Genomic DNA, 24,917 nt, shown 5'->3' with positions numbered 1-24,917 from the left:
CTTGGTATGTCGTGGCGCACCTCATGCGCCCGGGGTTGACACGTCTGCACTCAACTCTGGCGATGGGCCGGCGTGTTGTCAAACCGAGGCTCACCGAAGTTGAGTTCACTAGGCTCAACTACGGGCCGGTCGGCGTTGTTCCCTGGTTGGGTCTCAGATTCCTCCGGGCGCGACTGTAGGTTCCGCCGTAACTTGTCGTTGTCCAGGTTTCTTGTCGTCGGCGTGTCGTTGTCCGGGGATCTTGTCGCGAGGTGGACCCTGGAGCCGTGGCCAGGGAGAAGCCGGGAAGGCTGGTCGAGGTCCGCTACACGTCCCGAGACGGCGAGGACGTCGTGACGACTTGGGATGCTGTCCGAGCGGACCTGGTGGTGCGCGGGCTCCCGGTTCGCCGGTTCGGGTCGTACGCGGGGATGGGTCACTACCCGGGCTGGTGGTGGGCGGCGACGATGGGTGACCTGGTCGGGTACGAGAGCCTGCTCGAACGGGACCGGCTCATGCTGGCTGACTTCGACCAGGACGTGGTCGCCGTAGCCAGTCAACCGTTCGGGCTCGCCGGTCGTGATGGCGACGTCGTGCGCCGACATGTCCCGGACTACCTGCTGCAACGACGTGATGGGTCGGTCGAGGTGGTCGACGTCAAGCCCGGACATCTGGTCGACAAGCCAGAGGTCGCCGAAGTTCTCGGCTGGACGGGCCGGGTGCTTGCTGAACGAGGGTGGCGCTACTCGGTGTGGTCCGGCACCGACTCGCGTCGGTTGACCAACGTCCGGTTCCTGGCTCAGGGGCGCCGGGCACACCTGGTGGACCCCGGAGCCACGATCCAGCTCCATCGCCACGGCGCCGTGGACCGGTCACTGGGCGAGTCGCTCAGGGCCGCGAGCCGCGCCACCGACTACACGGCGCACGCCCTGCGGGCAGCGATGGTTGGCCTCCTTTGGCACCAGGCGTGGGAGATCGACCTGGATGAGCCCCTCAGCTCGGCGACGCGGATCGATCGCGTCCGGGAGGTGTCCCGAGGGTGACAGGGTCCTTGCTTGAGGTCCGGGTCGGCACTCGACTGTGGTTCGACGGCGAGGGCTGGGCCGTCTGCGAGGTCCGCGGCACGTCTGTGCGTCTGCAGGGAGACGGTGGACGGTATCGGACAGCTGCGGTGACGGACCTGCTCGAAGGTGCCTCCGGACTGGACCCCGACAGTCACGCCGTCGATGCAGGGCAGCGGGACCTCCTGTCAGCTATCGGCCTGGAGTCCTTGACCCTCAAGCAGCGCACCCGGTTGGAGGCGGAGGTGGAGATCTTCGCTGAGCTGCTCGCGGTTCGAGGAGCTGACGAGGCGCCCGCCCGGATGCGCTCAGCGGCCACGAAGCTGGGGTTGTCGCTGCGAACGGTGCAACGGCGCCTGCGCCGGTTCGACGAGCTGGGCCCGGCCGGGCTGATCGATGAGCGGCTCCTGAAGGACACCAGGCGCAGCGTCGATCCCCGCTGGGATGATGCGTGCACCGAGGTCCTCTCCCGCTATACCAACCGGTCCACACCCTCGCAGCAGACGGTCATCCGGGAGACGAACCGGGTGTTCCTGGAGTCGGTACCCGACGGCGTAGTACCCACCCGGTCGGTGGCCTACGAACGCGTTGTCGAGCTGGACGCCGGCCGGCACACGTTCGGGGACGCTCCGCGGCGTCGTTCGGTTGCCAAGCGCCCGCAGGGTGTCCTGGGGCAGCTGCGTCCGAACCGTCCCGGTGAGTACGTGCTGATGGACGGGTACAAGCTGGACGTGTTCGCGATGGAGCCGGTGACGATGCGGTGGGTGAACACCGAGCTTACGTTGGCGATGGACCTGTACGACCGCTCCGTGAAAGGCCTGCGTCTGCGCCCGGTCGCGGCGAAGTCGGCGGACGTGGCCAGCGTGCTGCTGCAGTGCCTGACCCCGCAGCAGTGGGGACGGAGACCCGACTCCCCGTCAGGTCCGTACGCCGGCGTCCCGGAACACGTGGTCCTGGGGTCGGTCGGGGTGTTCCCGGACACCATCGTCATCGACCACGGCAAGGTGTACCTGTCTGAGCACACGATGGGGGTGTGCCGCCGGTTGGGGATCTCGGTGCAGCCGGCGATCCCGGACAAGCCGACCGACAAACCGGCACTCGAGCGGTTCTTCAAGAGCCTGCGATTGTCCTTGCTGGACAAGCTGTCCGGCTACAAGGGTCCCAACATCGCCTACCGCGGCAAGGACGTCGAGAAGGGCGCGTTCTACTACGTCACCGAGCTGGAGGACCTGATCAGGGAGTGGGTCGGTGACGTCTATCACCTCCGCGCGCACCGGGGGCTGCGGGACCCGTTGCTGCCGAAGGTCGACCTGTCCCCGCAGGAGATGTTCAACCGGGGCATCGAGTTCTCCGGGCTGCTGCGGCTCCCGGCGGCCGAGGACCTGCGGTATGAGTTGATGGAGGTCCAGTGGCGCAAGATCCATCACTACGGCGTCGACATCGACGGGCGCCGGTACGACGGTCCGGGCTTGAACACCTACCGGGCCAGGAGATCGGACTACGGCGGCGCCCATGCCGGGAAGTGGCCGATCCTGGTCGATGTCGACGATGTGCGGGCCGTCTACTTCCAGGACCCGGCCGATAAGAGGTGGCACCGCCTGGAGTGGCGGCTCGCCAGCGGGATCAACGCCCCGTTCAGCAAGGACGCAGCTGACTACACCCGCCGGATCAGCATCGCCGAGCACCGGCACGTCGACCCGCAGCAGGCTGTGGAAGACCTCCTGGCCCGGTGGGGCCGGGAGGAGGTGATGGGCCGCCGAGAACGCAACCTTGCGATCCGGCTGGCCACCCAGCCCAGCAGCCACGTGTTCGACGCAGGCGAGGTGACCGACCGCGCCTCCGTGCCCGGGGTGATCGACCTGCTCACCGCCCGCGAGGCCCGGAAGGCCGCGCCGACGCAGCACCCGGACGACCTGGACGTGTTCGAGCGCTACTACGCCGAGCACCCGGACAGCGAGGTGCTGGAGGTGTTCGACGAATGAGCAACCCGTGGGCCCGGTGGCTGGCCGTGCACGACACCGCCTTGTTCCAGATGTCCCGCAAGGCCGGGTGGGACGCGTTCGTGAACGCGGCTCCCCGGCCGGACTTCCCGACCTTGACCCTCGCCGAGATGGCCGATCTGAGTCCGGAGGAGGCCGAGGACTACGGCGAGGCCCGGGTTGTCTGGAACACCAACCCTCCGACGGTGCGCACCCAGCAGCTCGTCTCGGCCTACCAGGTGATCGATGAGGTGATGGCCTCCAACCGTCGCGATGCGGACAAGTTGCGCGGGTCGGTGGTCATCGACGCCGAGCCGTACCTGGGCAAGACCACGATCGCGACCCGGTACGCTCGCGACTTCCACCGGCGGATCTACCGCCGCTACGGGCACACCACGGCTGAGGGGAATCAGCGGCTGCCGGTGGCGTTCGTGCCGTTGAACGAGGGCATCACCCTCAAGGGCCTGAACCAGAAGCTGTTGGAGTTCTACGGCCACCCTGCGGCCCGTCGCGGCTCACGCACCGAGCTGACCGCACTGGCCATCGACTGCGTCGCCAGCTGCGACACCCGCCTGATCGTCATCGACGAGCTGCACTTCGTCGACTTCGCCGGGCGCCACGGCACCGAGGTGTCCAACCACCTCAAGGGCCTGGCCAACGAGCTACCGGTCACGTTCATCTACGTCGGGGTCGGGCTGCGTGAGCGACGCTTCTTCGACGAAGGTTTGCACGGCGACCAGGCCGTCCTGGCCCAGACCAGCCGGCGGGCTACCCGCTGCCCGGTCGTCCCCTTCTCCACTAGCACCGACGCCGGTGCCCGTGCCTGGGCCACGCTCCTGGCCACCCTGGAACCGCACTACAAGCTGGCGCGGGCCCGCCCGGGGATGCTGACCGACCACGCCGACCTGCTGCACAAACGCACCCAGGGTCGTATCGGGTCGCTGGCGACCCTGCTCGAACGTGCCTGCGCACGAGCAATCACCACAGGGACCGAGGTGCTCGACGCCGACGTACTGTCATCGGTCCGGATCGACAATGCCGCCGAGCATCTCAGCCAGAGCACCTGATCCCCTCCCCCGGCCGGTCACCGGGCGTGCCCGGGCGCGGCTGGTACCGGGCGGGTACGACATCACCCGGCTCCCGCTGGCCGTGCCTCCGGCCGCGGGGGAGCAGCTGGCGTCGTGGCTGGCGCGGTTGGCCCACCGATACAGGCTGCCGGTCTCCGGTCTTCTGAGCGAGCTCGGCGTGGCGGTCGTGGCCGGCCCGGCCGCCCGCGTCGAGGCGCACCTGGCACCGCACGTCCAGACCCTGGCCACCGCGGCGGGGCTCGACTCCCGCCCGCCGGGCACCGACTGCGGCGATGATGCGCTGCCTTCCCAGGTGGCCCGGTACCTGGGCGCCTATCACGGCCGTGGCCAGGTCGCCCCGGACCGGACCCGCTTCTGCCCCTCCTGCCTCGCCGAGACCGGCGGCATCTGGCAGCAGGCCTGGGCGGCACCGCTGAACCTGGTCTGCACGACGCACCGACGGCTCCTGGTCCGCCGCTGCCCGGCGTGCCACCGCGCACGGTTCACCAGCTCGGCATGGATGACCCACGACAACGCCCCCTGGGTCTGCAGCGAACCCGCGCCCGGACAGCACACCCCACGGACCAGGTACCAGGTGTGCGGGCACGACCTGCGCGAAGCCCCCGCACCGCCGGTCGACCAGGACGTGGCAGCTGTCCAGCTATGGCTGCACGCCGTGGCCCGACAAGCCGACGACGATCCGGCACACGTGATCCGGGCCTGCGGGTTCGAGGTGTCCCACGCGGACCTGTTCGACGCCGCCCTGGAGCTCGTCGTCGAACGGCTCGGCGACGTCAAGCACCTGACCCGTCCCGGCCGTGCCACCGGCGACCTGCTGGACGCGGTCCTGGCCGCACGAGCAGTGATCGCACAACCGGACCCGGCCGCCGCGGGAGCAATCGCCGACCGGCACGGGCTGCTGCACCCGGCCGGGCCGGTCACCCCCATCGGCCCTGACCACGTCCTGACCAAACGCCGGCGCAACCCTCTGCTGGCCGCGGTCCGCCTCACCTCCCTGAGAGAGCGACTACCCGCCAGCAGCCAACTGGTCTTCCGCACCGGAAGCGACAACCCGCGCTACCCCTGCCCTACCCAGCACGGTGCGCCCAGCCCGGCGCCGGGACAGGCACGGCTGGCATGGATCCCGCAGCTGCTCTGGCCCGGCACGCTGCACCCGTGGATCCGCGACAGCGACTACCGGGACCGGGCCGCCGCCAGCATGCTGCTGGCCAAGGTCGGCAGCACCCGGCCCTGGCGACTGATCGCGATCGACCTCGGCCTACCGGCCTCGTTCACGGTCCACCCACCGAACCTGGTCCGGCACCTGCGCCGCACCGGCGCCTGGCCATCCGTGCTGCGCCGCCTGGACGAGGTCGCGACCCTCCTGGAGGCCACTCCCCCGCCGATCGACTACCAAAGCCGCCGGTGGATCGCCGCCGACCAGGACCTGCTCGTCGCCGCGGTGAACCACACCCGCAGCCTCCTCTGCGCGTGCCACGGCTGGGTCAGCACCAGCGCCCTGGTCGAACTTTTCTGGTCCGTCTACACCGGCGGTGACCTACGGCTGGCCGCGCCCACCGAGGGAACACTGCTCAACCCCGACCTGTACCACCGCGACGACGAGGAGGGCGCCCACACCGACCCGACCGCCGACCCCGACCTGGCCCGATTCCTGGCCATGGTCGCCACCGCAGTCGCCGAGGCGGCCGGCCACAACCCTGGCGAACCGTTGACGTGGCGACCTCCTTGAAGCAGCCAGTCTCCCGGGCCGGCACGGCCGCCGGTACGAGATGACACCGGGTCAGCGCCGGCGTTGCTGCCATGGTCCGTGCACTGGGACCACTCCACGGTGATCAGCAGGACGGTCAGCATCCTCCTTGCCGAGGACGAACTACCGTCGCAGGCGTTCTCACCGGCTGCTGCGGCCGTCCTGGACAGCACCTACGGCATCACCAACCCCGACCTCCTGGCCCACCTCCTCCCCACCGCGCGCGCCACCTACCAGGCGCTGCGCGGCCTCCCGCACGACAAGCACATCGTCGACCCGCTGGTCCACCGACAGATCCGCCACACCCTCGCCCTCGACACTGAGGACCTATCCAGGCGCGGTCACATCACCTGGGAACTGGACGGGGACCACCGGGCAGCAACCCGAGGCTGAGACCCGCGGCCGCACATCAGCCCTCGTGTGGCAGGTTCTTGAGGGGCGCCTGCAGGACGACGCCACCGTCCCGCGTGAGAGTCTGGCGGTAGACCCCGGTCGTCTCTTGACCGCGTTGTTCGAGGTTCGCATCGATCGCGATCCACGCATCACCGATATCAGAGGGCGGTGTGTCGAAACGGACACTGGCACCGTGCTCGGCTCCCTCGACCCGGACTGCCTCGAGGCCTGGGATGACGCGTGCATCAGAGGTCGGAGCCCCTGCGGTGACGACGATGCTGTCCTCGGAGGTCCCGTCGTACGTGAGCACGATGTCGACGTCGGTGACGCCGTTCTTGGCCAGCTGGTCCCGTACTCGCGGCAGTAGATCGGCGACCGCGTCGCCGATCTCCGACTCATCCGCCACGAAGGTCTGCAGGGCTGCCAGTTGCAAGGTAGGTAGCGTGCCGAGCTCGAGGTTGTTCATGATCGTTCGGTGTCCTCTCTGGAGAGCGGTGAGGCGCTTTCGCACCTCCTTCAGACGCGCTGAGTCCTCGTCGATCTGGGCCACGAGCTCGTTCTCACGAGCTCGCAGGAGCTCCTTGAGTCGCCGCTCCGAGAGTTGCCCACCGAGAAGATCATTGATCGCGTCGAGGCTGAAGCCGACGGCTCTCAATGACGCTATCGCCCGAACCCGGCCAACTTGATTCCGCGCGTACCGGCGGTAGCCGGTGAACTCATCGACGGAGGCCGGCGCGAGCAGACCTACCTCTTCCCAGTGCCGCAGCATCCGCCGGGACACCCCGGTCACGTGCGCCATATGTCCGATACTCAGCATGTCGACAGCCATCTGACGCCCTTCCACAGTGTCAAGGTCAACACATGCCCTGGGCGCCCGTCCCCGGAGGGCGGGCGGTCGGCATCACGTGGTTGCTATCCTCCTCACCATGTTCCGCTCCTGACGTCGCCTCTCATCCCCACGTCATCGACCATTGGAACGGAACCCTCATGCCTTCTGACCTGCTCAGCATCACGCTGCCTGCGGCCGGCGATCCACCCGCCGCTCATCCCGCCGAGCGCCTCATGCCTCTCGATCAGTCCCAGCGTGAGAATCTGGCTCGGCTCTACCTGGCCAGCTACCCGCCCCAGGTGGGAGCCGAGGACCTGGACGACGCCCGACGCGAGATCGATGAGACCTTCACCGGCCAGTTCGGAACCCTGCGAACGGATGCGAGCTGGCTCGCGCGCGTTCGCGGCAGGCCGGCGGGCGCGATCCTGGTCGTCGAGCGTTCCATCTGGGACGACCACCTCGACGGGCCCTTCGTCATCGACCTGTTCGTGCATCCCGAAGCGCGGGGCCTTGGCTTGGGCCGGTCGCTGGTGCTGGCCGCGATGGAGGCCTGCACAAGCGCTGGCGACCGGCAGCTGTCGCTGCGCGTCGGGCAAGGCACTTCCTCCGCCGCGCACGGCCTATACCGCGGCCTGGGATTCACGACAGTGCAAACCACCTAGCGGAGGCCCGCGCTGGGGTGTGCTTTGCAGGTTCACAGGTGCATGCGCCGCCTTCGAGCTTGCTGAGCCCGGATTTCGAGCCTGAGGATTCCCTACAAGTTGGTGAGACAGCCCTCGTCTCACCATCTTGTCGCCCTGCAGGTCAACGAACCACTCCCCCGACAGATCGGCCGAGAACCTACATCTTGCCAGCTGTGGGATCTCATCTAACGTGTCGGTTTCTCACTTAACTGGCGGACGCGTGTCGGTCGTCCCAGTTAATGGCGGAGTGTCACGCTGAGTCTCGTGACAGTGGAACCGCTGCTGAGCACACGGTGTTGTGGGATTGCTGCTCGTGCCTGGTTCAGAGCATGGAGCCCAGGTCTGATCCGACGGTGGGGTAGGCGGCGGTCATCGACTTCAGCTGGCGGGTGGTGAGTCGCAGTTTCATGGCGAGGGCGAGGATGTTGACGAGTTCGGCGTACTCGGGTCCGAGCAGGTGTGCTCCCACGATGGTGTCGTCGGAGCGGTCGATGAGGATCTTGGTCGCGGCGGTCGTCTCCCCGATCCGGTAGTTGGAGTACCAGCTGCTGGTGTCGGTGTAGCGGACGTCGATGTCAATGCCCCGGTCGCGGGCTTCTTCCTCGAGCAGGCCGACCCGGGCGAGTTCGGGGATCGTGAACACCGCGGTGGACACGCCGGTGTAGTCAGGGGCGGTCGTGGTGCCCTTGAGCATGTTGGACGCGGCGACCTTGCCCTCGAACACGGCGACCGGGGTCAATGGCATGCCAGGGGTGCTGGCCGCGTCGCCGGCGGCGTAGACCGCCGGGTTGCTGGTGCTCTGCAGATGGGCTGCTACGCGGATCCCGTCCTCGTCCCACTGCACGCCGGCGGTCTCCAGGTCCAGGGTCGTCAGCTCGGGGACCCGGCCTGCGCCGTGCACGACAAGGTCGAACTCCCTTGTCGTTGACCGCCCTGGTTCATCGACGCTCACCTGATAGCCGGTGCTGGTCTTCTCCACGGCGGTGAGCGTCGCAGAGGGCCAGTTCTCGATGCCGGCCTTGGTGCCGCGGTCGATGAGGAGGTCGACGAGGTCGGGGTCGAAGGCCTTCAGCGGTCGTGGTTTGCGGTCCAGGATGACCGGGGTGCTTCCGGCCCGGGCGGCGATGTGCGCGAACTCGAAGGAGATGAAGCCACCGCCGACGAACAGGATCCGTCGCGGCAGCTCGGTCAGGTCCAGGAAGCCGGTGCTGTCCAGCAGGTGCTCGTGCCCGGGCAGGTCTAGCGGGCGGGGGCGCGCACCGGTGGTGATGAGGAAGTGTCGGCTGGTGCAGGGGGCGTCGTCGATGGCCACGGTCTGGGGACCGGTGAACCGCGCCGTCCCGTGCAGGGTGGTAACGCCGTTACCGGTCAGTCCTGCCTCCATACTGGCGGGGACGGGGTCGGTGAAGCCGTGCTTGTGCGCCATGAGGTCGGCCCAGTCGACCGACAGGCCGTCGTCGTTGATGCCCTTACCCCGCATCAGGCGGGCACTGTCGATGATCTCGGCACCGCGGCGCAGGATCTTCTTGGGATCACACCCTCTCAGGGCACACGTGCCGCCGTAGGGAAGGGCGTCGACGATCGCGACCTTCCATCCAGCGGCGGCGCACTTGTTCGCCGCCGTGACCCCGGCCATGCCGGCACCGATGACGATCAGGTCGTAGTCGTAGATCATCGCGTGACCTCCTGGGTCAGCCCCAGCGCTGCGTGTAGCTGTTCCAGGGTCGGTGCCCCAGCAAGGCCGTCGGCCGTGCGATAGACCCGGCAGGAGAGGCCAGCTGCTGAATCGGGTGAGCCGAACGCGTCGGCCCCGTCGACCAGGACGGTCGGTGAGCCCCGAAAGCCCACCCGCTCGGCCTGCTCGAGGGTCTCGACGCGCTGACGCCGGATCCTGACTTCGGGGTGTTCGGTCGCGATCGCGACCAACCTGCGGTCAGTCACCTTCCAGCTGGGGCAGTCCTCGAAGTAGAGCAGGCAGACGTCCATGCCCGCGACGCTAGACCTTGTACCGTGGTGCAAGGTCAAGCGCGAGAGGTGGGAGACGGGCGAATGCGGATCGGAGAGCTGGCCGAGTCGGCCGGAGTGAGGAGCTTGTCACGATGTTTGTGTAAGTGATGTGGGTCACATTGGGTTTACAGGTAGGCGTTTACGCGGTCGGGGTAGACGAGGGCGAGCTCGCCAAGGGCGGCTTTCCAACCGGTGACGGCGGCGCCTTCGATCAGGCGGGGCACCGACTTTCGGTCTTTGCCCTTGCTGGCCTGCTTGGCTCGTTCTCGGGCTCGTTTGTCCTCGATGTTCATGATTGCCAGCCAGAGCAGCTTGATCACGGCCTCGTCGCTGGGGAAGTGGCCGCGGTTCTTGATGATCTTGCGCAGCTGGTAGTTCAGGCTCTCGATGCTGTTGGTCGTGTAGATGACCTTGCGCAGCGCGGGCCCGAACGCCAGGAAGGGGATGAACCGGTCCCAGGCGTTCTCCCAGGTGGCGACCGCAGCGGGGTACTTCTTGCCCAGGTTGGAGTCGGCGAAGGCGGCCAGCGCCATGAGCGCTGCGTCCTCGTCAGCGGCGGTGTAGATCGGGCGCAGCATCGCGGCGACGGCCTTGCGGTCGGCGTAGGAGACGAACCGCATCGAGGCCCGGATCAGGTGCACCACGCAGGTCTGCACCATCGCGTGCGGCCAGGTCGCCTCGATCGCCTCGGCCAGGCCGGTCAGCCCGTCGCAGCAGACGATGAGCACGTCCTTGACGCCGCGGTTGGCCAGCTGGGCGCACACGCCGGCCCAGAACTTGGCGCCCTCGGTGGCCTGGACCCAAATGCCCAGGACGTGCTTGACGCCGTCCATGTCGACGCCGACGGCCACGTGCGCCGAGCGGTTGGTCACGTGCGACCCGTCGCGGACCTTGACCACCAGGGCGTCGAGGTAGATCACCGGGTAGAACGCCTCCAGCGGGCGGGACTGCCAGGCCTTGACCTCCTCGAGCACGGCGTCGGTGACGTTGCTGATCGTCTCGTGGCTCAGCTCGGTGCCCAGCGTCGCGCCCAGATGATGCTGGATGTCGCGAACGGTCATCCCGCCGGCGTACAGGGAGATGATCATGTCCTCCAGCCCGCCGAGGCGGCGGGCGCCCTTGGGCACCAGCGCCGAGGAGAACGTGGAGTTGCGGTCCCTCGGCTGGTCCAGGGCGATGTCACCGACCTCGGTGCCCACCGTCTTGGGGGTCGTGCCGTTGCGGGAGTTCCCCGAACCTCGGCCGGCCGCGTCGCCCTTGGCGTACCCGAGGTGGTCGGTCAGCTCGGCTCCCATGCCGCGCTCCAGGACGGTCTTGATCATCTCGGGCAGGAAGCCACCGGCCCCGGTCAAGGACACCCCGCGCTCACCGGTCGCCGCGAGCAACTTGTCGACCAGCTCGTCGTCGAAGAACTCCTCACGCAGCCGCGCAGCCGCGGCCCGATGCTCCACCTCGACCTGGTCCAGATCCTCGGCCCTCATCTCGTCGTGCGTCATGCTCACAGTCAATCTCCTTCTCGGTCGGAGACCCGGCACTTACACAGACCATCTGACACCCCCGGAGTGAGCAGTCAGACCATCCGCTTCTACGAGCGCCAGGGCCTGCTGCCCGAGGCCGAGCGAGGGGCGAACGGCTACCGCGTCTACGACGACTCCGCAGCAACACGGCTGCGCTACATCGCCATGGCGCAAGCGGCCGGGCTCACGCTGTCACAGATCCGCAGCATCCTGGACCTACGTGACCAGGGGTCCACCCCCTGCCAGCACGTCACCACGCTCCTGGACACCAAGCTCGCTGACGTTCGGACACGGATCCGCAACCTCCTCACGCTGCAGGCAGAGCTCGAGGCCCTGCTCCAGCGCAGCCAGCTGCTTGACCCCGGCCACTGCGCAGACCAGGACATATGCCACATCCTGTCCCCGTCGCAGTAACAGCCGCACAGGGTATGACCCCCCAGAACGAGAACGGGTGCACACCCGCAGCATTGGGCATCGCCCTGTAACAGGCGTGACTCGTGGGAATTCCGGATCCGCGAAGAGGATCGCCCGCCGGCCTCCTCTCCAGTCGGGAGAGAACATCCGGACATCGGCGTCATGCGTGAGAGTGATGTCACGACCATTGGCAAGGGGCTTGGGGGCGGCCCCCGACCGACTCTGAGAGTCTTCGCTGAGGATTCCGACAAGTTAGGGAGACCTGCGGCCTCTCATCAGCATGTCGCTCCGCAGGTCACGTACCCGCTCCCCCCGACAGATCGGCCGAGAATCTACAAACAGACCAGCCTGTAGGTTGCTCGCGCAAGTTGTCATAGCCACCCGGTGGTCGAGAATGGAGAGCCCGTTGACCAACTTGGTGCAGGGGTCAGGAGATGGAGGCAAGTGTTGCGACTCGAACTCTTCTACTTCGACGGCTGTCCGCACTGGACCGTCGCGAATGAGCGACTGTCCGAGGCGTTGACCCGACTGGGTCGTGTCGACGTTGTGGTCGAGCGGCGCAAGGTTGAAACACCTGAGGACGCCGAACGGGTTGGTTTCGCCGGATCACCCACGATCCGCATCGACGGCCACGATCCATTCTCCAGCGGCGCCGAGCAGGTCGGTCTGGCGTGCCGGGTCTACCAGATACCAGCAGGTCTCGCGGGCTCACCGACCGTAGATCAACTCACCGAGGTGCTCTCGTGAGGCGTGTACTGAGGCTGCTCGCTGGTGGCTACCTACTTCTCGCTCTCGGCAACAAGGCAGCCGAGGCGGCCGGAGCGATCAGGTGCGGCTGCGCGGAGGACTGCTGGTGCAGACGTCCTGGCCTGAATCTGTTCCGGTGGGTCTTCCCGTGGGGACACCGCAGCACCCACACCGCCCATGAAAAGGCCTCACTCGAGGTATCGCAGGAGTAGTCGCAGGTCGACGTCCGTCCCAACGCTTCCTTCGACGAACGCGACGCCACCGATTCGGATGTGCGGAGAAGCGGCCTACCGGTTTACCGCGGCTCGCTCGGGCGGTCAGCACCAAGGGTGTTCCGCGGAGGACCCCTTCGCCGGGTGCGCGAGGGTTGCCGCCAAGACAGCAGACTCGCCGTTAGGCCACTCATGTGGCGCCACGCCGGGCCTAGCCCTGGCCGTGACCAGGAGCAGGGCGCACCCAGGAGCCCCGGTGCCAACGACCCGGAGAGAAGCACGTTTGCTGGGTCAGCCTCGCTGAGCGGACGCTGTCACCTTCGGGGAAGGCGGGCGGCACCGCGCCCAGTGATGCGGTACCCGGGCTGCAGGACTGCGTGGCCGCCCACTTCTCCGTCAGCATGAAGCACTTCCACTTTCCAGCTCGAACCACCCGACCACGCCCGAACGCGAGCACGCCGCCCACGCATGAGGCAGGCATGCCCGCCCTAATGCGCTTGCCGTCACCGTGATCAATTCAGTCGTTGCTGTATTGTTCAGCGTGTGCTGACCGTTGCTTCTCGTCTCGATGTGATGAACCGGTTGGGTCGGGCGCTGGCCGATCCCACCCGGTCACGACTTCTTCTGGTGCTGCTCGAGCGGGCGGCCTACCCGGCGGAGCTGGCGAGCGACCTAGGGTTGACGCGCTCTAACGTGTCCAACCATCTCGCGTGCCTGCGGGACTGCGGCATCGTGGTCGCCGAACTCGAGGGCCGTCGGACGCGTTATGAGATCGCGGATCCACACCTTTCGCGGGCGCTGAACGCACTGGTTGAGGTCACTCTCGCAGTATACGAGAACGCGCCGTGCCTCGATCCTGCCTGCTCTATTGACGGATGCTGCATCGCCGAGGCGCGCGCATGATCCTGTCCTCGATCCTGCAGGCGATCGGCCTGTTCATCGCGACCAACATCGACGACATCATCGTGCTCTCGCTGTTCTTCGCCCGCGGTGCGGGACAGCCCGGGACGACCGCCCGGATCGCCGTCGGCCAGTATCTGGGGTTCGCGGGCATTCTTGGCGCGGCCGTGCTCGTCACCGTGGGCGCGGATGCGTTCCTGCCCTCGGAAGTTATCCCGTACTTCGGACTCATCCCCTTGGCTCTGGGTCTATGGGCCGCCTGGCAGGCCTGGCGCGGGGACGGTGACGATGATGACGACGCCAAGGTCGCCGGCAAGAACGTCGCGGTCTGGACCGTCGCCGGGGTCACCTTCGCCAACGGCGGGGACAACATCGGCGTCTACGTGCCGGTCTTCCTCAGCGTGGGACCGGCGGCCGTGGTGGCCTACTGCATCGTGTTCCTCGTGCTTGTCGCGGCCCTCGTCGTGCTGGCCAAGTTCGTGGCCACCCGCCCCCCGATCGCCGAAGTCCTCGAGCGGTGGGAGCACATCCTGTTCCCCATCGTCCTGATCGGCCTGGGCATCGCCATCCTGGTCGGTGGCGGAGCCTTCGGCCTCTGACCAGGGCCGACGGGGCTACGATCGTGCGCCAGTTACCCAGCCTCCGCGTTCCGAACACTCCTGACGTTCCACGGAAGCCGACGGGGCGCAGTGCGTCGATGAGTTACCTCTGTTGCAACGAGTCGCGGTACGGATGCCCATGGACTCTCACGGCACGTCAACCCTTGGATCAGTTCCGCAGAATCGGCCCCGAGGCGACCAGGCGTGGGATGGCCTTGACGTAGATCACCATGCCGAGGAGCTCGACCATGGTTTGGGTGACGACGACGAGCGGAACCAGGCCCAGGGGCGCCGGCAGGGCCAGCGCCAGCGGGAGTACCACTAGCGAGTTTCGAGTGGCGCCACTGAAGATCACGGCCCTCGTGCTGCCCGAATCGAGCCGTGCGACTCGTGCGCACGCCATCCCGAGGGGAACCATCACCACCAGAAAGGCTACGTAGAGAGGGACGACGGCCAACAGCGCGGTGACCTCTTGCCCAACTGCGTGGATCTGCGATGCGATCACCACAGCCAGTGTCGCCATCATGAACGGGACCATCATCGCCTGCACAACGGTCATCACGGTCTTGCCGGCTGCCTGTTCTCGGGACAACCACTGGGTCAAAGCCGCCAAGGTGAGCGGGACGATGATGAGCCCGATGAGCGCTTCGAGGAAGGGGCCTGGCTCGATGGCCGAGACGAGCTCCGGCCCGACGAAGAGGAGCAGGTAGAAGGGCAGCAACAGCATCTGGGCCAGCATGAGCAGCGGCGCTGTAGCGAGCAGACGCTCACTGGAGCCGCCGGCCAGCCCGGCGAAGACGATCACGTAGTCGATGCACGGGGTCAGCAGCACCAGCAGCACACCCACCAGCAGGGCCGGGCTGTCGGCCACGAACCGCGACAGGGCAAAGACCACGGCGGGAACGATGACGAAGTTGAGGACCAGGATCGTGGCGATGAAGCGCACATCGCGCACGGCCTGACCGATCGCCGAGAACGGGATCCCCAGGAACGTGGCGAACAGCAACAGCCCGAGCACGGGAGTGATGGCATTTTCAAGAGGCCCGGCGGCAGCGGGCAGCGAACCAGCCAAGGATCGCTCCACCTGCGATGGCGAGGAGATACAGGCCAATCTGGTGGCGCTCTATCGCTTGGATCAAGGGGGTCAACGGCACCGTGCCAGCGTAAAGAGGCCCGCGCTGGCGACTCGTACCTGGGGACGGGTCCACGCTCGGCGTGAGCGTTGTTCAGGCGCAGCAGCTGGTGGGGATGGTGGTCCGGAACAGGCCGGCCGCTATGCGGAGGGCTTCGCTCATCGTGAGGTAGGGCGCCCAGGTGTCGGCCAGGTCGTCGACGGTCAGCCCGAACTTGATGGCGTACGTCGCGGCGAGCATGAGCTCTCCGGCGCCGTAAGGTGCGGCGTGCACACCCAGGACCTTGCGGGTCTGGGCGTCGATGACGAGTTTGAGGACCCCCCGAGTGTCCTGGCTGACCAGTGCGCGCGGAATGTCCTGTGCACCCAGGATTCGGCAAGTCGCAGTCGTGGCCGAGCTCGAGGGCGCGGGCTTCGGTCAGTCCGGCGCTGGCCATCTGCGGAGTGGTGAAGGTGACCCCCGGCAGGCCGCGCGGTAGTCCACCGTGGAGGGCTCACCCAGCGCACCGGCCGCGGCAACTCGGCCAGTCTTCGCGGCGACGTAAACGTACTGCGGCGCACCGGAGACATCCCCGGCCGCGTGCACGCGGTGGTTGGTCGTGCGCAGGTTCTCATCCACGTGCGTCGGTGCCGATCCCGGCGGCCTCCAGCCCAAGACCGCTGGTGCTGGCGCGGCGGCCGGTGGCGATCAACAACCGCTGGCCATGGACTTGAACGCCGCTGTCGGTGGTGACGATGACCCCTCCGGCGTGAGGCGCTACTTCCCGCCCGCATTCCTCGAGCACCGTGATGCCCTCCTCCTGGAAGGCGGTGCGGAGCACGTCAGCGACCTCGGGTTCGGCGTAGGGGGGCCACTCGGCCCACGAGGGTGACGTCGACGCCCAGGTGTGCCCACAGCTGGGCCTGCTCCAAGCCGACGTACCCACCACCGAGCACGACCATGGAGGTGGGCAGGTCCTGTTGCTCCATGGCGGTGGTCGAGGTCAGGTCGGCCGGCTACGTAGATTTGGACTTGCAGCGATGATCGGTATTGGTCGATGCTAGCGTCCATGCGGGATGAACGGCAACGAGGCAAGACCGAGGCCCAGGGAGGGCAGCTGTGCTGATGAACCGGATCGAGACGATGCTCGTCGACAGCCCACCCCGGGCGTGGCTGCAGCGTTCGTACGAACTGCCGCTGTTGGAGCGTCTGGGCGCCCGGATCGCCGGCCTGCGCGTGGTCGAGATCGGTTGTGGGCGCGGCGCCGGTGCCGAGCTGCTGCTGCAGCGGTGGGGCGCCGCGCATGTCACAGCGGTGGATCTGGACCCGGTGATGGTCCAGCGTGCCCGGCGGCGCTTGGCGCGGTTCGGGTCGCGGGTCGATGTGCGCGTCGGTGACGCATGCGCGCTGCCGGTCGCCGACGCGGCGGTGGATGCCGTCGTGGACTTCGCGGTGGTCCACCACGTCCCGGTCTGGCGCGAGGCGGTGGCCGAGGCGGTGCGGGTGCTGCGCCCGGGCGGGCAGCTTGTGTTTGAAGAGGTCACCCGCCACGCGTTGCAGCGCTGGTCCTACCGCACGTTCCTCGAGCACCCGAAGGTCGACCGGTTCAGCGCCGAGGAGTTCGTCGAGGCGCTGGGGGAGCTGGGTCTCTCGCTGCCGGTCCCTGCTGTGACACGGTTCTTCGGTGACTTCGTCCTCGGCGTCGCCGTCAAGCCGGCGGCCGCGAGCCCAGGTCCGCTGTGAGCGGCCATGCGATCCTCGGTCTGGCGCTGTTCGTCGTGTGGGCCTTGCTCGCCGGGGGTGGGTCGCATGGCCGTCCAGCGGCGGCGCACCGGTGACAGCGGATTCCGCTTCGCGGCCGCCGCGCGCGGCACCCGGCAGTGGTGGGCCAATCGCATCAGCGGTGCGGGTTCTCTCCTGGTCGGCGTCGCCGCACCGGTCGCAGACCTACTCGGGCTCGACCCGGTGGTGTCACCGCTGAGCTCGCCGGCCCTGCGCACTGCAGCGGCCGCGGTGGCCGCGTCAGGCATCTTCTGCACCTACGCTGCGCAGCTGGCCATGGGCACCGCCTGGCGCATCGGTGTCGACCCGACAGAACGCACCGAGCTGGTCACCTCCGGGCCTTTCGCGTTCGTCCGCAACCCGATCTTCACCACCGCTCTTATCACCTTCACCGGGCTCGCGTTGGCCTCCCCGAACCTTGTTGCCTTGGCGGGCCTGGTCCTGGTCTATGCGGGCATCCAGATGCAGGTCCGCGCCGTCGAGGAGCCGCACCTGCTGGCCACGCACGGGCGGGCCTATGCCGACTATGCCGCCCGCGTGGGGCGGTTCGTCCCCGGGATTGGACGCCTGCGTCCGACTTCTTGAGTTCCAGGTAGCCACGCTTTAGGCCCTGGTGCCCCAGGGACATGACGTCGCTGGAGGCCAGCGATTGCGGGATGGCGTTTCAGGTCGGGTCCGTCTTGGCCACGGGCGTCGGTCACTTGACGGCCATGATCTTGCTGGTAGTGGTCGGAGTCGACGTTCTTGGGGTTGCTGGCGTTCATCAGCCGCATTCACGGTGTAGCGGAAGGCGTCACGTGCTCACCCCCGAGTAGCTGTGCAGGCCGGTGATGAGCAGGTTGACGACGGTGTAGTTCAGGATGATGCAGAGCATGCCGAGGAGTGCCACGTAGGTGGCGTGTCGTTTGGTCCAGCCGCTGGTGGCGCGGGAGTGCAGGTAGGCGGCGTAGACGACCCAGATGATGAAGGTCCAGATTTCCTTAGGGTCCCAGCCCCAGTAGCGGCCCCAGGCCACCTCGGCCCAGATCGCGCCGGTGATGAGGGTGAACGTCCAGAGCGGGAAGGCGAAGATGTGGATCCCGTAGGTCATCGTCTCCAGTTTGTCTGCCTGGGGCAGGCCGGCCAGCCAACCCCGGATGCGGTTTCTCTTCTCGGCTGAGTCGCGGAGCAGGAAGGCGACGCCGAGGGCGGCCCCGATGATGAACAGCGCCACGGACAGCGTGGCGAGGGTGACGTGGATGGACAGCCACATCGTGTTGTCCAGGGCGGGCATGAGTTGGGAGGCCTCGGTGTACCAGATCTTGCCAGCGCCAAGGACGGCCATGACTGGCAGCACGACGAAGGGACCGAGCCACAGCCGGTCGCGTTTCAGGCTCCACGTGGAGTAGACGATGAGGGCGAAGGATGCGGCGACGATCGCGAACTCGTACATGTTGCCCAGCGGCCAGCGTTGTACCGACAGGCCACGCAAGATCGTGCCGCCGACGACTCCGAAGGTCGCCAGCCAGGTGAGTTGGACCCCGATGATGCCCCAGCGGCGGGTGACCTCGGCGGGATGACTGACTGTTGGTGGCTCGACTGCGGCGGTGGTCGGCGTGGTCGAGTCCGTCAGTCCAGTGGCACAGTCGTCAACGACTGTGTCTGCTGGCTGCTCACCGTCGGCGCCAACACCCACGCGGACCTTCTCGCGGGCCTTGATTTTATCGTGGCGTTCCCTGGCGGTTCCGGTGACGGCCAGGTGTGCCGAGAAGGAGATGAGGGCCAGCGCGAGCACGGCCAGGCTGGCCCAGATGGCGATGTCGCTGGACAGGGCCAGCTGTGGGTCGGTCATACCGTGTCCTTGTCTCGATGGTGGGTTTTAGGAGTATTGGTCCGGCCACCCGTGGTCCCGGTGATCCGGAGCAGGACGTCGTCGACGACGGCCTGGAGTCCGGGGTCGCTGCCCTTGGACTGGCCACCGATGCTCACTAGTGTCTGCATCGGACCATTGATGGGGTGTTCAGGGTTGATCCGTACGTAGATCCGGCGTCGCTTGATACCGAGCATCAGGGCCAGGCCGACGGTGGTGGCGATCGCGAAGCCCAGGGCTGGTATCCGGCCCGGGTCGTGCCGCACCAGTAGCCCGGCCCAGCGGATTATGCCGTCGAACTCCACGGTGGTGCCGTCGGGTAGCTCGAAGTACTCGCCCGGGCGGATCAGCATCGCGACGGGGTTGCCCTCCTCGTCGGTGAGCTGGGTCATCTGGTCGGTGTCGATATTGAAGACCGACTGCGGGCGCCCGTCGGGGAACAGGTTTCCCTCGAATGCCGTCAGTGCCAGCACGGGGTCGACCAGGCCGGGGAAGGAGGACGTCATCCCCAGCTCGGGATCAATGCGCAGGGTCGGTAGGAAGCCGCCGACCAGACCGAGGCCGGGGTCTCGCGCGGTGACCTTGATGGCGCCCTCGCTGGCGTAGTTGTTGTCCTGTGGGAGGAAGGTGACCGCGTCGGAGTAGAGGACTTCTCCGTCGGGGTCGCGGATGGTCACGATGGGGGCGTAGCCGTTGCCGAGCAGGAAGATGGAGTCTCCGGCCACGGAGATCGGGTGGTTGACTGCGAACTCCTGCTGCTCGGGTTCCCGGCCGGGGACCTCGACGGTGGCCAACCCGTCGAACCTGCGGGGTTGGCCGAACTGGGCGCCTTCGGCCTGACTCTCGAAGGCTACGTCGAGTTTGTTGAGCTCCACGGTGAACGTGGGAATGTCCCCCTCACCGGCCAGCGGGCTGAAGTTGAGCGTGTCGAAGGTGCCGGCAGTGGCCGTCCACGACTGCCCCTCCTGGATGATGATCTCCCCGCGCCAGCCGAACAGGTTACCGGCGGCGAAGGCGACGATCACACCCAGCAGAGCCAGATGGAAGAGCAGGTTTCCGGTCTCCTTCAGGTACCCCTTCTCGCCAGTGACCCAGAGATCGCCGTCTTCGGCCTCGCGCAGCCGGTAGCCCTTCGCCTTCAGCGACTGCCGGGCTGCGGCCAGTACCTCGGGTGCCTCGGCGGTGAGGGTTCCGTCGGCGCGGGCGTGCAGCCTGGCCAGGCGCCGGGGTGCCGGCGGCGGCTGGGCTCGGATCGAACGCCAGTGTTGGCGCATCCGCGGGATGATGCAACCGACCAGGCTGATCACCAGCAGCAGATAGATCGAGGCGAACCACGGGGAGGAGAACACATCGAAGAGGAACAACCGGTCCAGCCAGGGCGCCAGGTCGGGGTTGTTCTCGAAGAAGGTGCGCACCTGCACCGGGTCCACGGAACGTTGCGGGAAGATTGAGCCGGGGAAGGACGCGGCCGCCAGCAGCAGAAGCAGGTAGATGGCGGTGCGCATGCTGGTCAGCTGCCGCCAGGCCCAACGTGCCCAGCCCAGTGCGCCGAGCCGGGGGCCGCCCAAGGTGGTGCGGTCCTTGGGATAGGACGGCTCGATCCGTTCCGGTGTTCGCGTGCTGGCCATGTCAGATCACCGTGGTGAAGTTGCTGGTCAGTCGGGTCTGGACCCACGCCATGGCCTCGGCCCAGATGCCGGCGATCATGAGCAGGCCGAGGAGGACGAGCAGCCCGCCGCCGACGCGCTGCACGAGCAGGTAGTGGTCGCGCAGCCAGCGCGAGGCGCGGCTGGCCCAGCCCAGCCCGGCGGCGGCGAGCACGAACGGCACCCCCAGTCCCAGGCTGTATGCGGTGCCCAGCACCAGGGCGCGGCCCACCTGGTCGTCCCCCGGGAGGATCGAGGTGCCGAGCGTCTGGATCGCGGCGAGCGCCGGTCCGGTGCAGGCGCTGAATCCCAGGCCAAAGGCGACCCCGAGCAGCGGAGCCCCGGCGATCCCGGCGGCCGGTCGCCACCGCACCGAAACTGATGCTGTCGGCTGCAGCAGCATGACCAGGCCGAGGCCGAGGACGACCGCGCCGGACAGGCGCAGCAGCAGCCCCTGGTGCTGCGCCAGGGCCATGCCCAGGGAGGAGATGACCACGCTCATCGCCATGAAGACGGCCGAGAAACCCATAACGAACAGCAGCGCCCCGACCGTCGGGCGCCACCGCCCCGGCGCGTGAGCGCCCGACATGGGCGACGCCATTCCCGAGAGGTAACCGACATAGCCGGGGACCAGCGGTAGCACGCACGGCGAGGCGAACGAGACGAGACCTGCCAGCGCGGCGATCGCGGCGGCCAGCAGCAGCGGCCCGCTGAGAACGACCTCGCTCACCGGGCGGACTCACTCTTCAGCACGTCCTCGACCAGGCCGCGCAGCGTCGACGCCTCCACGGGTCCGCTGACCCGGGCGGCGAGGCGCCCCTGTCCGTCGAGGACCATCGTGGTCGGCGTCGCGACGGCCAGCCCCTGCAGCTGGGCGCGGGTGCGCCCGCCGTCGTCCTGGAGCGAGGGGTAGGACACGTCGTACTTCTGCTGGAAGGCCAGGGCGCTGGGTACCGAGTCACGGCTGTTGACCCCGATGAACTGCACCGGCTCACCCGCCTCGGCGAACTCGGTGGCCACCTCCTCCAGGTCCGGCGCCTCCTCCACGCACGGCCCGCACCACGACCCCCACACGTTGACCACCACGACCTCGCCCAGGTGGTCCTGCGAGGACCACGCCTCGTCTTCCAGGGTCGTCCCCTCCAGGGTGATGACGGTCTCGCGCTCCTCCGGCGCCAGCACCTGGATGGTGCCGTCACCGGCGACGTATCCCTTCTGGTCGCCCTGACGCATTTGGTCGTTGATCGTCGAGCCCTCGCCACCGCAGCCGGCCAGGACCACTGCTACGGCCGCGAGCAGGGCCAGGAGGTGCCCGCGGGTCACCGGAGCAGCCCGTCGAAGTCGCCGTGTGCCCCGTTTGCGAGCATGCCTCGCGAGCGCACGACCGAGATCGTCTGTCGGCGAGGCCGTCGACCGCTGGCCGGCTCGAGGGGGTCGGGGCGTCCTGCTCGTCCACCGCCTCGCTCCACCCGGGGTCGCCCTATGGTGCCCATGCCGCTTACCTTCCATCCGCTACCACTCTGCCTGCCGAACGCGATGGTTGAGGGTCGCCACGGTGGTGACGAGCCGGCCACACGGCCGCCCGTGCGACTCTACCCTTTGCTGACAGCAGCGTCACTCGCTACCATCGCCGCATGTCGATTCTAACCCCGCCCGGTGGGTCCCAGCCTGACCCGCCAGGAGCTGGGGGCAACCAGAGGCGCTCCAACCGCCTTGCGGCGCGTGGCCCTCGAGCAGCAGGCGTGTCCGGTTCTGCCCCGGCCGATCCCCGCCAGCGGGTGTCAACGACCCCTGGTGGGCGTCGTGTGGGATGGACAGCAGCGTCCGTGACGAAACTGGCACCGCGTCGCGCCGTCCTGGTGGCCGGTGCCGCGGCGGTGGCGGTGACGGACCTGTTGGTCAAGGCGTGGGCTGAGAGCGCGCTGGAGGCGGGGCTGGCCCTGGGTCCAGTCGACCTCGTGCTGAGTCACAACCCGGGGGTGGCGTTCTCCCTCGGCGCTGACGCGCCGGCCGCACTGGTCGTCGCGCTCACCGGCCTGGTCATCGTCGCGATCGCCGTCGTGGCCTGGCGGGCCGCTCCGACGTGGGACTGTTGGCGGCTCGCCGCAGTGACGGCGATTCTTGGTGGTGGGTGCGGCAACTGGATCGATCGCTCTCTTGACGGTGTGGTGACCGACTATCTGCACAGCGGGTGGTGGCCCACGTTCAACCTGGCTGACACCGCGATCGTCACCGGGGTCGTCTTGCTGGCGCTGCTCGAGCTGCGCTCACCACGGCAGCCGGCCGGGACCGACACCAGCGGCTGACCGCGTGGCCACGTCGCCCGCCTGACCCACCACACACGACCGAAGGCATCACCCTGTGCTCACCTCAGTCCTGCAGGCCTTCGGGCTGTTCATGGCCACCAACATCGACGACATCATCGTGCTGTCACTCTTCTTCGCCCGGGGCGCCGGCTTGCGCGGCACGACCAGGAAGATCGTCGTGGGTCAGTACCTGGGCTTCGGCGGCATACTCGTCGTCTCGGTACTGGTCTCCCTGGGCGCGGTGACCTTCCTGCCCGAGTCGGCGATCGCCTACTTCGGGCTCATCCCGTTGCTGCTCGGCCTGCTGACCGCATGGAAGGTCTGGCGCGGCGACGGAGACGATGACGACCGGGTCGCGGACAAGACGATCAGCGCCCTGACGGTCGCCGGTGTCACCTTCGCCAACGGCGGTGACAACATCGGCGTCTACGTCCCCGTCTTCGTCACCGTCGGCGCCGGCGCGGTCGTGGCCTACTGCGTCGTCTTCCTCGTCCTCGTCATGGTGCTTGTCCTGCTCGCCAAGTTCGTCGCCACCCGTAGGCCCATCGCAGAGGTCCTGGAACGCTGGGAGCACGTCCTGTTCCCTCTGGTCCTGATCGGACTCGGCGTGGCGATCCTCGTCGAAGGTGGCGCCTTCGGCCTGTAGGTAGGGGCGCATCGGTCCCTGCCCTGTCCGAATGGCGTTTGTCGCACCGGGCCAGAGTCTTCTCAGGGTCTGGCTCTACGATCCGCGTCGGGACTTCCCGCATCCTCGGCCAGACTGGCCGATCGTCCGTGTCGCCTGATGAAGGAGTGCCCGTGCGGCGCAACGTGATCCTGTCCCTCCTGCTGATCGCCGTCTTCGTTGCGGTGGTGGCCGTCGCCGTTGGCGTGACCCGCCCGCCGTCCGGCACCGGTGTCGCGGACTCGGCGCGAACGAGCTCGGCGGTGCCGGTCGTGAGGGAGGACAGCCACGTGCTCTCCGACGCCGGTGAGGGCGCGCCGGTGCTGGTCGAGTTCCTGGACTTCGAGTGCGAGGCGTGCCTGGCGGCCTACCCGCTGGTGGAGCAGATCCGCGAGGAGTACGCCGGGGAGCTGACGTTCGTGGTCCGGTACTTCCCGATCCCCAGCCACGCCAACGCGATGAACGCGGCGGTGGCGGTCGAGGCGGCGGCCCAGCAGGGCCGGTTCGAGGACATGTACACGCGGATGTACCAGACGCAGAGCGAATGGGGCGAGCAGCAGGACTCCAAGGCGCCGCTGTTCCGGCAGTTCGCCCAGGACCTCGGGCTGGACATGGCCGCCTACGACGCCGCCGTCGCCGACCCCGCCACCCAGCAGCGCGTGGAGCAGGACCGGCAGGACGGCATGGCACTGGGTGTCCAGGGAACCCCGACCTTCTTCCTGGACGGTGAGCTGCTGCAGCCCACCTCCGAGGGCGACTTCCGCGCCCAGATCGATGCAGCCGTCAACCGCTGAGCCCGCCGCGCTCACCGCTCCTTCCCAGGAGCCCGGCGCGCCGGTCGGGAGGGCCGTGGGGTGGGTCCTGCTCGTGTGCGGCTGGGTCGGTCTGTCGGCGGCGTTCGTGCTGCTGGTGGAGAAGATCCGGCTGGTCGCCGACCCGAGCTACGTGCCCAGCTGCAGCATCAGCCCGCTGCTGAGCTGCGGGTCGGTGATGAGCACCCCCCAGGCGGAGCTGTTCGGGTTCCCCAACCCGATCCTGGGCGTGGCCGGCTTCGCCGCCCTGGTCACCGTCGCCGTCACGATCATCAGCGGCGCCCGGCTGCCGTCCTGGTACTGGATCGGCCTGACCGCGGGTACGGCGCTGGGCACGGTGTTCGTGCACTGGCTCATCTTCCAGAGCGTCCACCGCATCGGTGCGCTGTGCCCGTACTGCATGGTGGTCTGGGTCGTCACCGTGGCCGCGTTCGTCGCGGTACTGGCCCGGTGGTCCCGCGCCGGGGCGCTTCCACGGTGGGTCGGAGACTACGCCGTCACGATCGTCACGACATGGTGCCTGGTGGTCGCGGCTCTGATCGCCGTCCGGTTCTGGGACTACTGGATCACCCTCGCCTAGGACGCTTGCCG

The 24,917-nt window shown here is 67.9% G+C and carries 28 protein-coding genes; 16 read left to right on the top strand and 12 right to left on the bottom strand.

Annotation, left to right across the window (positions count from 1 at the left end):
• Window positions 1–251 precede the first annotated feature (251 nt).
• The 5 genes from FA582_RS01855 (at window position 252) to FA582_RS01835 (ending at window position 6,247) form a co-directional block, all read left to right on the top strand.
• Window positions 252–1,022 carry a TnsA-like heteromeric transposase endonuclease subunit gene (locus FA582_RS01855; RefSeq protein WP_338093014.1) on the top strand — a complete coding sequence of 257 codons (771 nt, stop codon included), beginning with the start codon at window positions 252–254 and terminating at the stop codon, window positions 1,020–1,022.
• A 128-nt stretch (window positions 1,023–1,150) separates the two neighbouring features.
• Window positions 1,151–3,022, top strand: a complete 1,872-nt coding sequence (locus FA582_RS01850; RefSeq protein ID WP_010148344.1) for a helix-turn-helix domain-containing protein — start codon at window positions 1,151–1,153, stop codon at window positions 3,020–3,022.
• The gene (locus tag FA582_RS01845) at window positions 3,019–4,086 is read left to right on the top strand and encodes a TniB family NTP-binding protein (protein ID WP_006593183.1); all 1,068 of its coding nucleotides are present in this window, start codon (window positions 3,019–3,021) and stop codon (window positions 4,084–4,086) included. The genes FA582_RS01850 and FA582_RS01845 overlap by 4 nt, the downstream gene beginning before the upstream one ends.
• Window positions 4,055–5,836 carry a TniQ family protein gene (locus tag FA582_RS01840; RefSeq protein ID WP_029541300.1) on the top strand — a complete coding sequence of 594 codons (1,782 nt, stop codon included), beginning with the start codon at window positions 4,055–4,057 and terminating at the stop codon, window positions 5,834–5,836. Before FA582_RS01845 ends, FA582_RS01840 begins: the two co-directional genes overlap by 32 nt.
• A 99-nt stretch (window positions 5,837–5,935) precedes the next feature.
• Window positions 5,936–6,247, top strand: coding sequence for a hypothetical protein (locus FA582_RS01835; protein ID WP_237707530.1), 312 nt, complete (start codon window positions 5,936–5,938; stop codon window positions 6,245–6,247).
• Window positions 6,248–6,263: 16 nt separating this feature from the next.
• Here the strand turns inward: FA582_RS01835 and FA582_RS01830 are convergent, their stop codons facing one another.
• Window positions 6,264–7,076, bottom strand: coding sequence for a MerR family transcriptional regulator (locus FA582_RS01830; RefSeq protein ID WP_006593180.1), 813 nt, complete (start codon window positions 7,074–7,076; stop codon window positions 6,264–6,266).
• Between the two features lie 158 nt (window positions 7,077–7,234).
• On the opposite strand from FA582_RS01830, the gene FA582_RS01825 reads away from it, so the two are divergent.
• Entirely contained in the window at window positions 7,235–7,738 is a 504-nt protein-coding gene (locus FA582_RS01825; RefSeq protein WP_006593179.1) for a GNAT family N-acetyltransferase, read from the top strand.
• A gap of 343 nt (window positions 7,739–8,081) precedes the next feature.
• Here the strand turns inward: FA582_RS01825 and FA582_RS01820 are convergent, their stop codons facing one another.
• The 3 genes from FA582_RS01820 to FA582_RS01810 all read right to left on the bottom strand — a co-directional run bounded on the left by FA582_RS01820 (window position 8,082) and on the right by FA582_RS01810 (window position 11,262).
• Window positions 8,082–9,434 carry a dihydrolipoyl dehydrogenase family protein gene (locus FA582_RS01820; RefSeq protein WP_006593178.1) on the bottom strand — a complete coding sequence of 451 codons (1,353 nt, stop codon included), beginning with the start codon at window positions 9,432–9,434 and terminating at the stop codon, window positions 8,082–8,084.
• Window positions 9,431–9,745 (bottom strand): thioredoxin domain-containing protein, encoded by a 315-nt coding sequence (locus FA582_RS01815; protein ID WP_006593177.1) that lies wholly within the window; start codon window positions 9,743–9,745, stop codon window positions 9,431–9,433. The genes FA582_RS01820 and FA582_RS01815 overlap by 4 nt, the downstream gene beginning before the upstream one ends.
• 146 nt (window positions 9,746–9,891) lie before the next feature.
• Window positions 9,892–11,262, bottom strand: coding sequence for an IS256 family transposase (locus FA582_RS01810; protein WP_420853147.1), 1,371 nt, complete (start codon window positions 11,260–11,262; stop codon window positions 9,892–9,894).
• A 66-nt stretch (window positions 11,263–11,328) separates the two neighbouring features.
• Between FA582_RS01810 and FA582_RS01805 the strand changes: the two genes are divergently transcribed.
• The 4 genes from FA582_RS01805 (at window position 11,329) to FA582_RS01790 (ending at window position 14,155) form a co-directional block, all read left to right on the top strand.
• The gene (locus FA582_RS01805; RefSeq protein ID WP_010147201.1) at window positions 11,329–11,697 is read left to right on the top strand and encodes a MerR family DNA-binding protein; all 369 of its coding nucleotides are present in this window, start codon (window positions 11,329–11,331) and stop codon (window positions 11,695–11,697) included.
• A 444-nt stretch (window positions 11,698–12,141) separates the two neighbouring features.
• A complete protein-coding gene (locus FA582_RS01800) occupies window positions 12,142–12,444 on the top strand; it encodes a DF family (seleno)protein (protein WP_141567572.1) in 303 nt (100 codons plus the stop codon).
• Window positions 12,445–13,199: 755 nt separating this feature from the next.
• Complete coding sequence (cmtR, locus tag FA582_RS01795; RefSeq protein WP_147899720.1) at window positions 13,200–13,559, top strand: Cd(II)/Pb(II)-sensing metalloregulatory transcriptional regulator CmtR; 360 nt, start codon at window positions 13,200–13,202, stop codon at window positions 13,557–13,559.
• A complete protein-coding gene (locus FA582_RS01790; protein ID WP_006593173.1) occupies window positions 13,556–14,155 on the top strand; it encodes a cadmium resistance transporter in 600 nt (199 codons plus the stop codon). The genes cmtR and FA582_RS01790 overlap by 4 nt, the downstream gene beginning before the upstream one ends.
• 169 nt (window positions 14,156–14,324) lie before the next feature.
• Here the strand turns inward: FA582_RS01790 and FA582_RS01785 are convergent, their stop codons facing one another.
• The 4 genes from FA582_RS01785 to FA582_RS16925 all read right to left on the bottom strand — a co-directional run bounded on the left by FA582_RS01785 (window position 14,325) and on the right by FA582_RS16925 (window position 16,229).
• Window positions 14,325–15,227, bottom strand: a complete 903-nt coding sequence (locus tag FA582_RS01785) for an arsenic resistance protein (RefSeq protein ID WP_006593172.1) — start codon at window positions 15,225–15,227, stop codon at window positions 14,325–14,327.
• A gap of 154 nt (window positions 15,228–15,381) precedes the next feature.
• The gene (locus tag FA582_RS16935) at window positions 15,382–15,591 is read right to left on the bottom strand and encodes a hypothetical protein (RefSeq protein WP_237707524.1); all 210 of its coding nucleotides are present in this window, start codon (window positions 15,589–15,591) and stop codon (window positions 15,382–15,384) included.
• A 307-nt stretch (window positions 15,592–15,898) separates the two neighbouring features.
• Complete coding sequence (locus FA582_RS16930) at window positions 15,899–16,108, bottom strand: hypothetical protein (RefSeq protein WP_006593170.1); 210 nt, start codon at window positions 16,106–16,108, stop codon at window positions 15,899–15,901.
• Window position 16,109: 1 nt separating this feature from the next.
• A complete protein-coding gene (locus tag FA582_RS16925; RefSeq protein ID WP_237707525.1) occupies window positions 16,110–16,229 on the bottom strand; it encodes an NAD-binding protein in 120 nt (39 codons plus the stop codon).
• A 163-nt stretch (window positions 16,230–16,392) separates the two neighbouring features.
• Here FA582_RS16925 and FA582_RS01775 point away from each other — a divergent pair, with 163 nt between their 5' ends.
• Both FA582_RS01775 and FA582_RS01770 read left to right on the top strand, forming a co-directional pair.
• Window positions 16,393–17,010 carry a class I SAM-dependent methyltransferase gene (locus tag FA582_RS01775; RefSeq protein WP_174316830.1) on the top strand — a complete coding sequence of 206 codons (618 nt, stop codon included), beginning with the start codon at window positions 16,393–16,395 and terminating at the stop codon, window positions 17,008–17,010.
• A 66-nt stretch (window positions 17,011–17,076) separates the two neighbouring features.
• Window positions 17,077–17,634, top strand: coding sequence for a methyltransferase family protein (locus tag FA582_RS01770; RefSeq protein WP_010148047.1), 558 nt, complete (start codon window positions 17,077–17,079; stop codon window positions 17,632–17,634).
• A 208-nt stretch (window positions 17,635–17,842) separates the two neighbouring features.
• Here the strand turns inward: FA582_RS01770 and ccsB are convergent, their stop codons facing one another.
• The 4 genes from ccsB to FA582_RS01750 are packed head-to-tail and all read right to left on the bottom strand — an operon-like array spanning window position 17,843 to window position 21,867.
• Window positions 17,843–18,880 carry a c-type cytochrome biogenesis protein CcsB gene (ccsB, locus tag FA582_RS01765; RefSeq protein ID WP_006593167.1) on the bottom strand — a complete coding sequence of 346 codons (1,038 nt, stop codon included), beginning with the start codon at window positions 18,878–18,880 and terminating at the stop codon, window positions 17,843–17,845.
• Window positions 18,877–20,526: a cytochrome c biogenesis protein ResB gene (gene resB / locus FA582_RS01760; protein ID WP_006593166.1), complete on the bottom strand. Its 1,650-nt coding sequence runs from the start codon at window positions 20,524–20,526 to the stop codon at window positions 18,877–18,879. Before resB ends, ccsB begins: the two co-directional genes overlap by 4 nt.
• A 1-nt stretch (window position 20,527) precedes the next feature.
• Window positions 20,528–21,274 (bottom strand): cytochrome c biogenesis CcdA family protein, encoded by a 747-nt coding sequence (locus tag FA582_RS01755; protein WP_006593165.1) that lies wholly within the window; start codon window positions 21,272–21,274, stop codon window positions 20,528–20,530.
• The gene (locus tag FA582_RS01750) at window positions 21,271–21,867 is read right to left on the bottom strand and encodes a TlpA family protein disulfide reductase (protein WP_006593164.1); all 597 of its coding nucleotides are present in this window, start codon (window positions 21,865–21,867) and stop codon (window positions 21,271–21,273) included. The genes FA582_RS01755 and FA582_RS01750 overlap by 4 nt, the downstream gene beginning before the upstream one ends.
• Before the next feature lie 503 nt (window positions 21,868–22,370).
• Between FA582_RS01750 and FA582_RS01745 the strand changes: the two genes are divergently transcribed.
• From FA582_RS01745 to FA582_RS01730, 4 genes are all read left to right on the top strand, one after another.
• Window positions 22,371–22,850, top strand: coding sequence for a signal peptidase II (locus tag FA582_RS01745; protein WP_006593163.1), 480 nt, complete (start codon window positions 22,371–22,373; stop codon window positions 22,848–22,850).
• A gap of 91 nt (window positions 22,851–22,941) precedes the next feature.
• Window positions 22,942–23,496: a cadmium resistance transporter gene (locus tag FA582_RS01740; protein ID WP_051125172.1), complete on the top strand. Its 555-nt coding sequence runs from the start codon at window positions 22,942–22,944 to the stop codon at window positions 23,494–23,496.
• A gap of 152 nt (window positions 23,497–23,648) precedes the next feature.
• Window positions 23,649–24,308, top strand: coding sequence for a DsbA family protein (locus tag FA582_RS01735; protein ID WP_006593161.1), 660 nt, complete (start codon window positions 23,649–23,651; stop codon window positions 24,306–24,308).
• A complete protein-coding gene (locus FA582_RS01730; protein WP_006593160.1) occupies window positions 24,289–24,906 on the top strand; it encodes a vitamin K epoxide reductase family protein in 618 nt (205 codons plus the stop codon). Before FA582_RS01735 ends, FA582_RS01730 begins: the two co-directional genes overlap by 20 nt.
• Window positions 24,907–24,917: the final 11 nt, after the last annotated feature.

Source organism: Serinicoccus profundi (assembly GCF_008001015.1).
Classification (GTDB): Bacteria; Actinomycetota; Actinomycetes; order Actinomycetales; family Dermatophilaceae; genus Ornithinicoccus; species Ornithinicoccus profundi.
The sequence above is the reverse complement of the archived record's forward strand: the minus strand, read 5'-3'. Positions and strand labels throughout refer to the sequence as shown.

Bases quoted from the DNA above. Each gene is read 5' to 3' on its own strand.
- FA582_RS01845 (WP_006593183.1), top strand. From the start codon at position 3,019: ATGAGCAACCCGTGGGCCCGGTGGCTGGCCGTGCACGACACCGCCTTG.
- FA582_RS01840 (WP_029541300.1), top strand. From the start codon at position 4,055: ATGCCGCCGAGCATCTCAGCCAGAGCACCTGATCCCCTCCCCCGGCCG.
- FA582_RS01830 (WP_006593180.1), bottom strand. From the start codon at position 7,076: ATGGCTGTCGACATGCTGAGTATCGGACATATGGCGCACGTGACCGGG.
- FA582_RS01825 (WP_006593179.1), top strand. From the start codon at position 7,235: ATGCCTTCTGACCTGCTCAGCATCACGCTGCCTGCGGCCGGCGATCCA.
- FA582_RS01820 (WP_006593178.1), bottom strand. From the start codon at position 9,434: ATGATCTACGACTACGACCTGATCGTCATCGGTGCCGGCATGGCCGGG.
- FA582_RS01815 (WP_006593177.1), bottom strand. From the start codon at position 9,745: ATGGACGTCTGCCTGCTCTACTTCGAGGACTGCCCCAGCTGGAAGGTG.
- FA582_RS01810 (WP_420853147.1), bottom strand. From the start codon at position 11,262: ATGACGCACGACGAGATGAGGGCCGAGGATCTGGACCAGGTCGAGGTG.
- FA582_RS01790 (WP_006593173.1), top strand. From the start codon at position 13,556: ATGATCCTGTCCTCGATCCTGCAGGCGATCGGCCTGTTCATCGCGACC.
- FA582_RS16925 (WP_237707525.1), bottom strand. From the start codon at position 16,229: ATGGTCGTGCTCGGTGGTGGGTACGTCGGCTTGGAGCAGGCCCAGCTG.
- FA582_RS01775 (WP_174316830.1), top strand. From the start codon at position 16,393: ATGAACCGGATCGAGACGATGCTCGTCGACAGCCCACCCCGGGCGTGG.
- FA582_RS01770 (WP_010148047.1), top strand. From the start codon at position 17,077: ATGGCCGTCCAGCGGCGGCGCACCGGTGACAGCGGATTCCGCTTCGCG.
- ccsB (WP_006593167.1), bottom strand. From the start codon at position 18,880: ATGACCGACCCACAGCTGGCCCTGTCCAGCGACATCGCCATCTGGGCC.
- resB (WP_006593166.1), bottom strand. From the start codon at position 20,526: ATGGCCAGCACGCGAACACCGGAACGGATCGAGCCGTCCTATCCCAAG.
- FA582_RS01740 (WP_051125172.1), top strand. From the start codon at position 22,942: ATGGCCACCAACATCGACGACATCATCGTGCTGTCACTCTTCTTCGCC.
- FA582_RS01730 (WP_006593160.1), top strand. From the start codon at position 24,289: ATGCAGCCGTCAACCGCTGAGCCCGCCGCGCTCACCGCTCCTTCCCAG.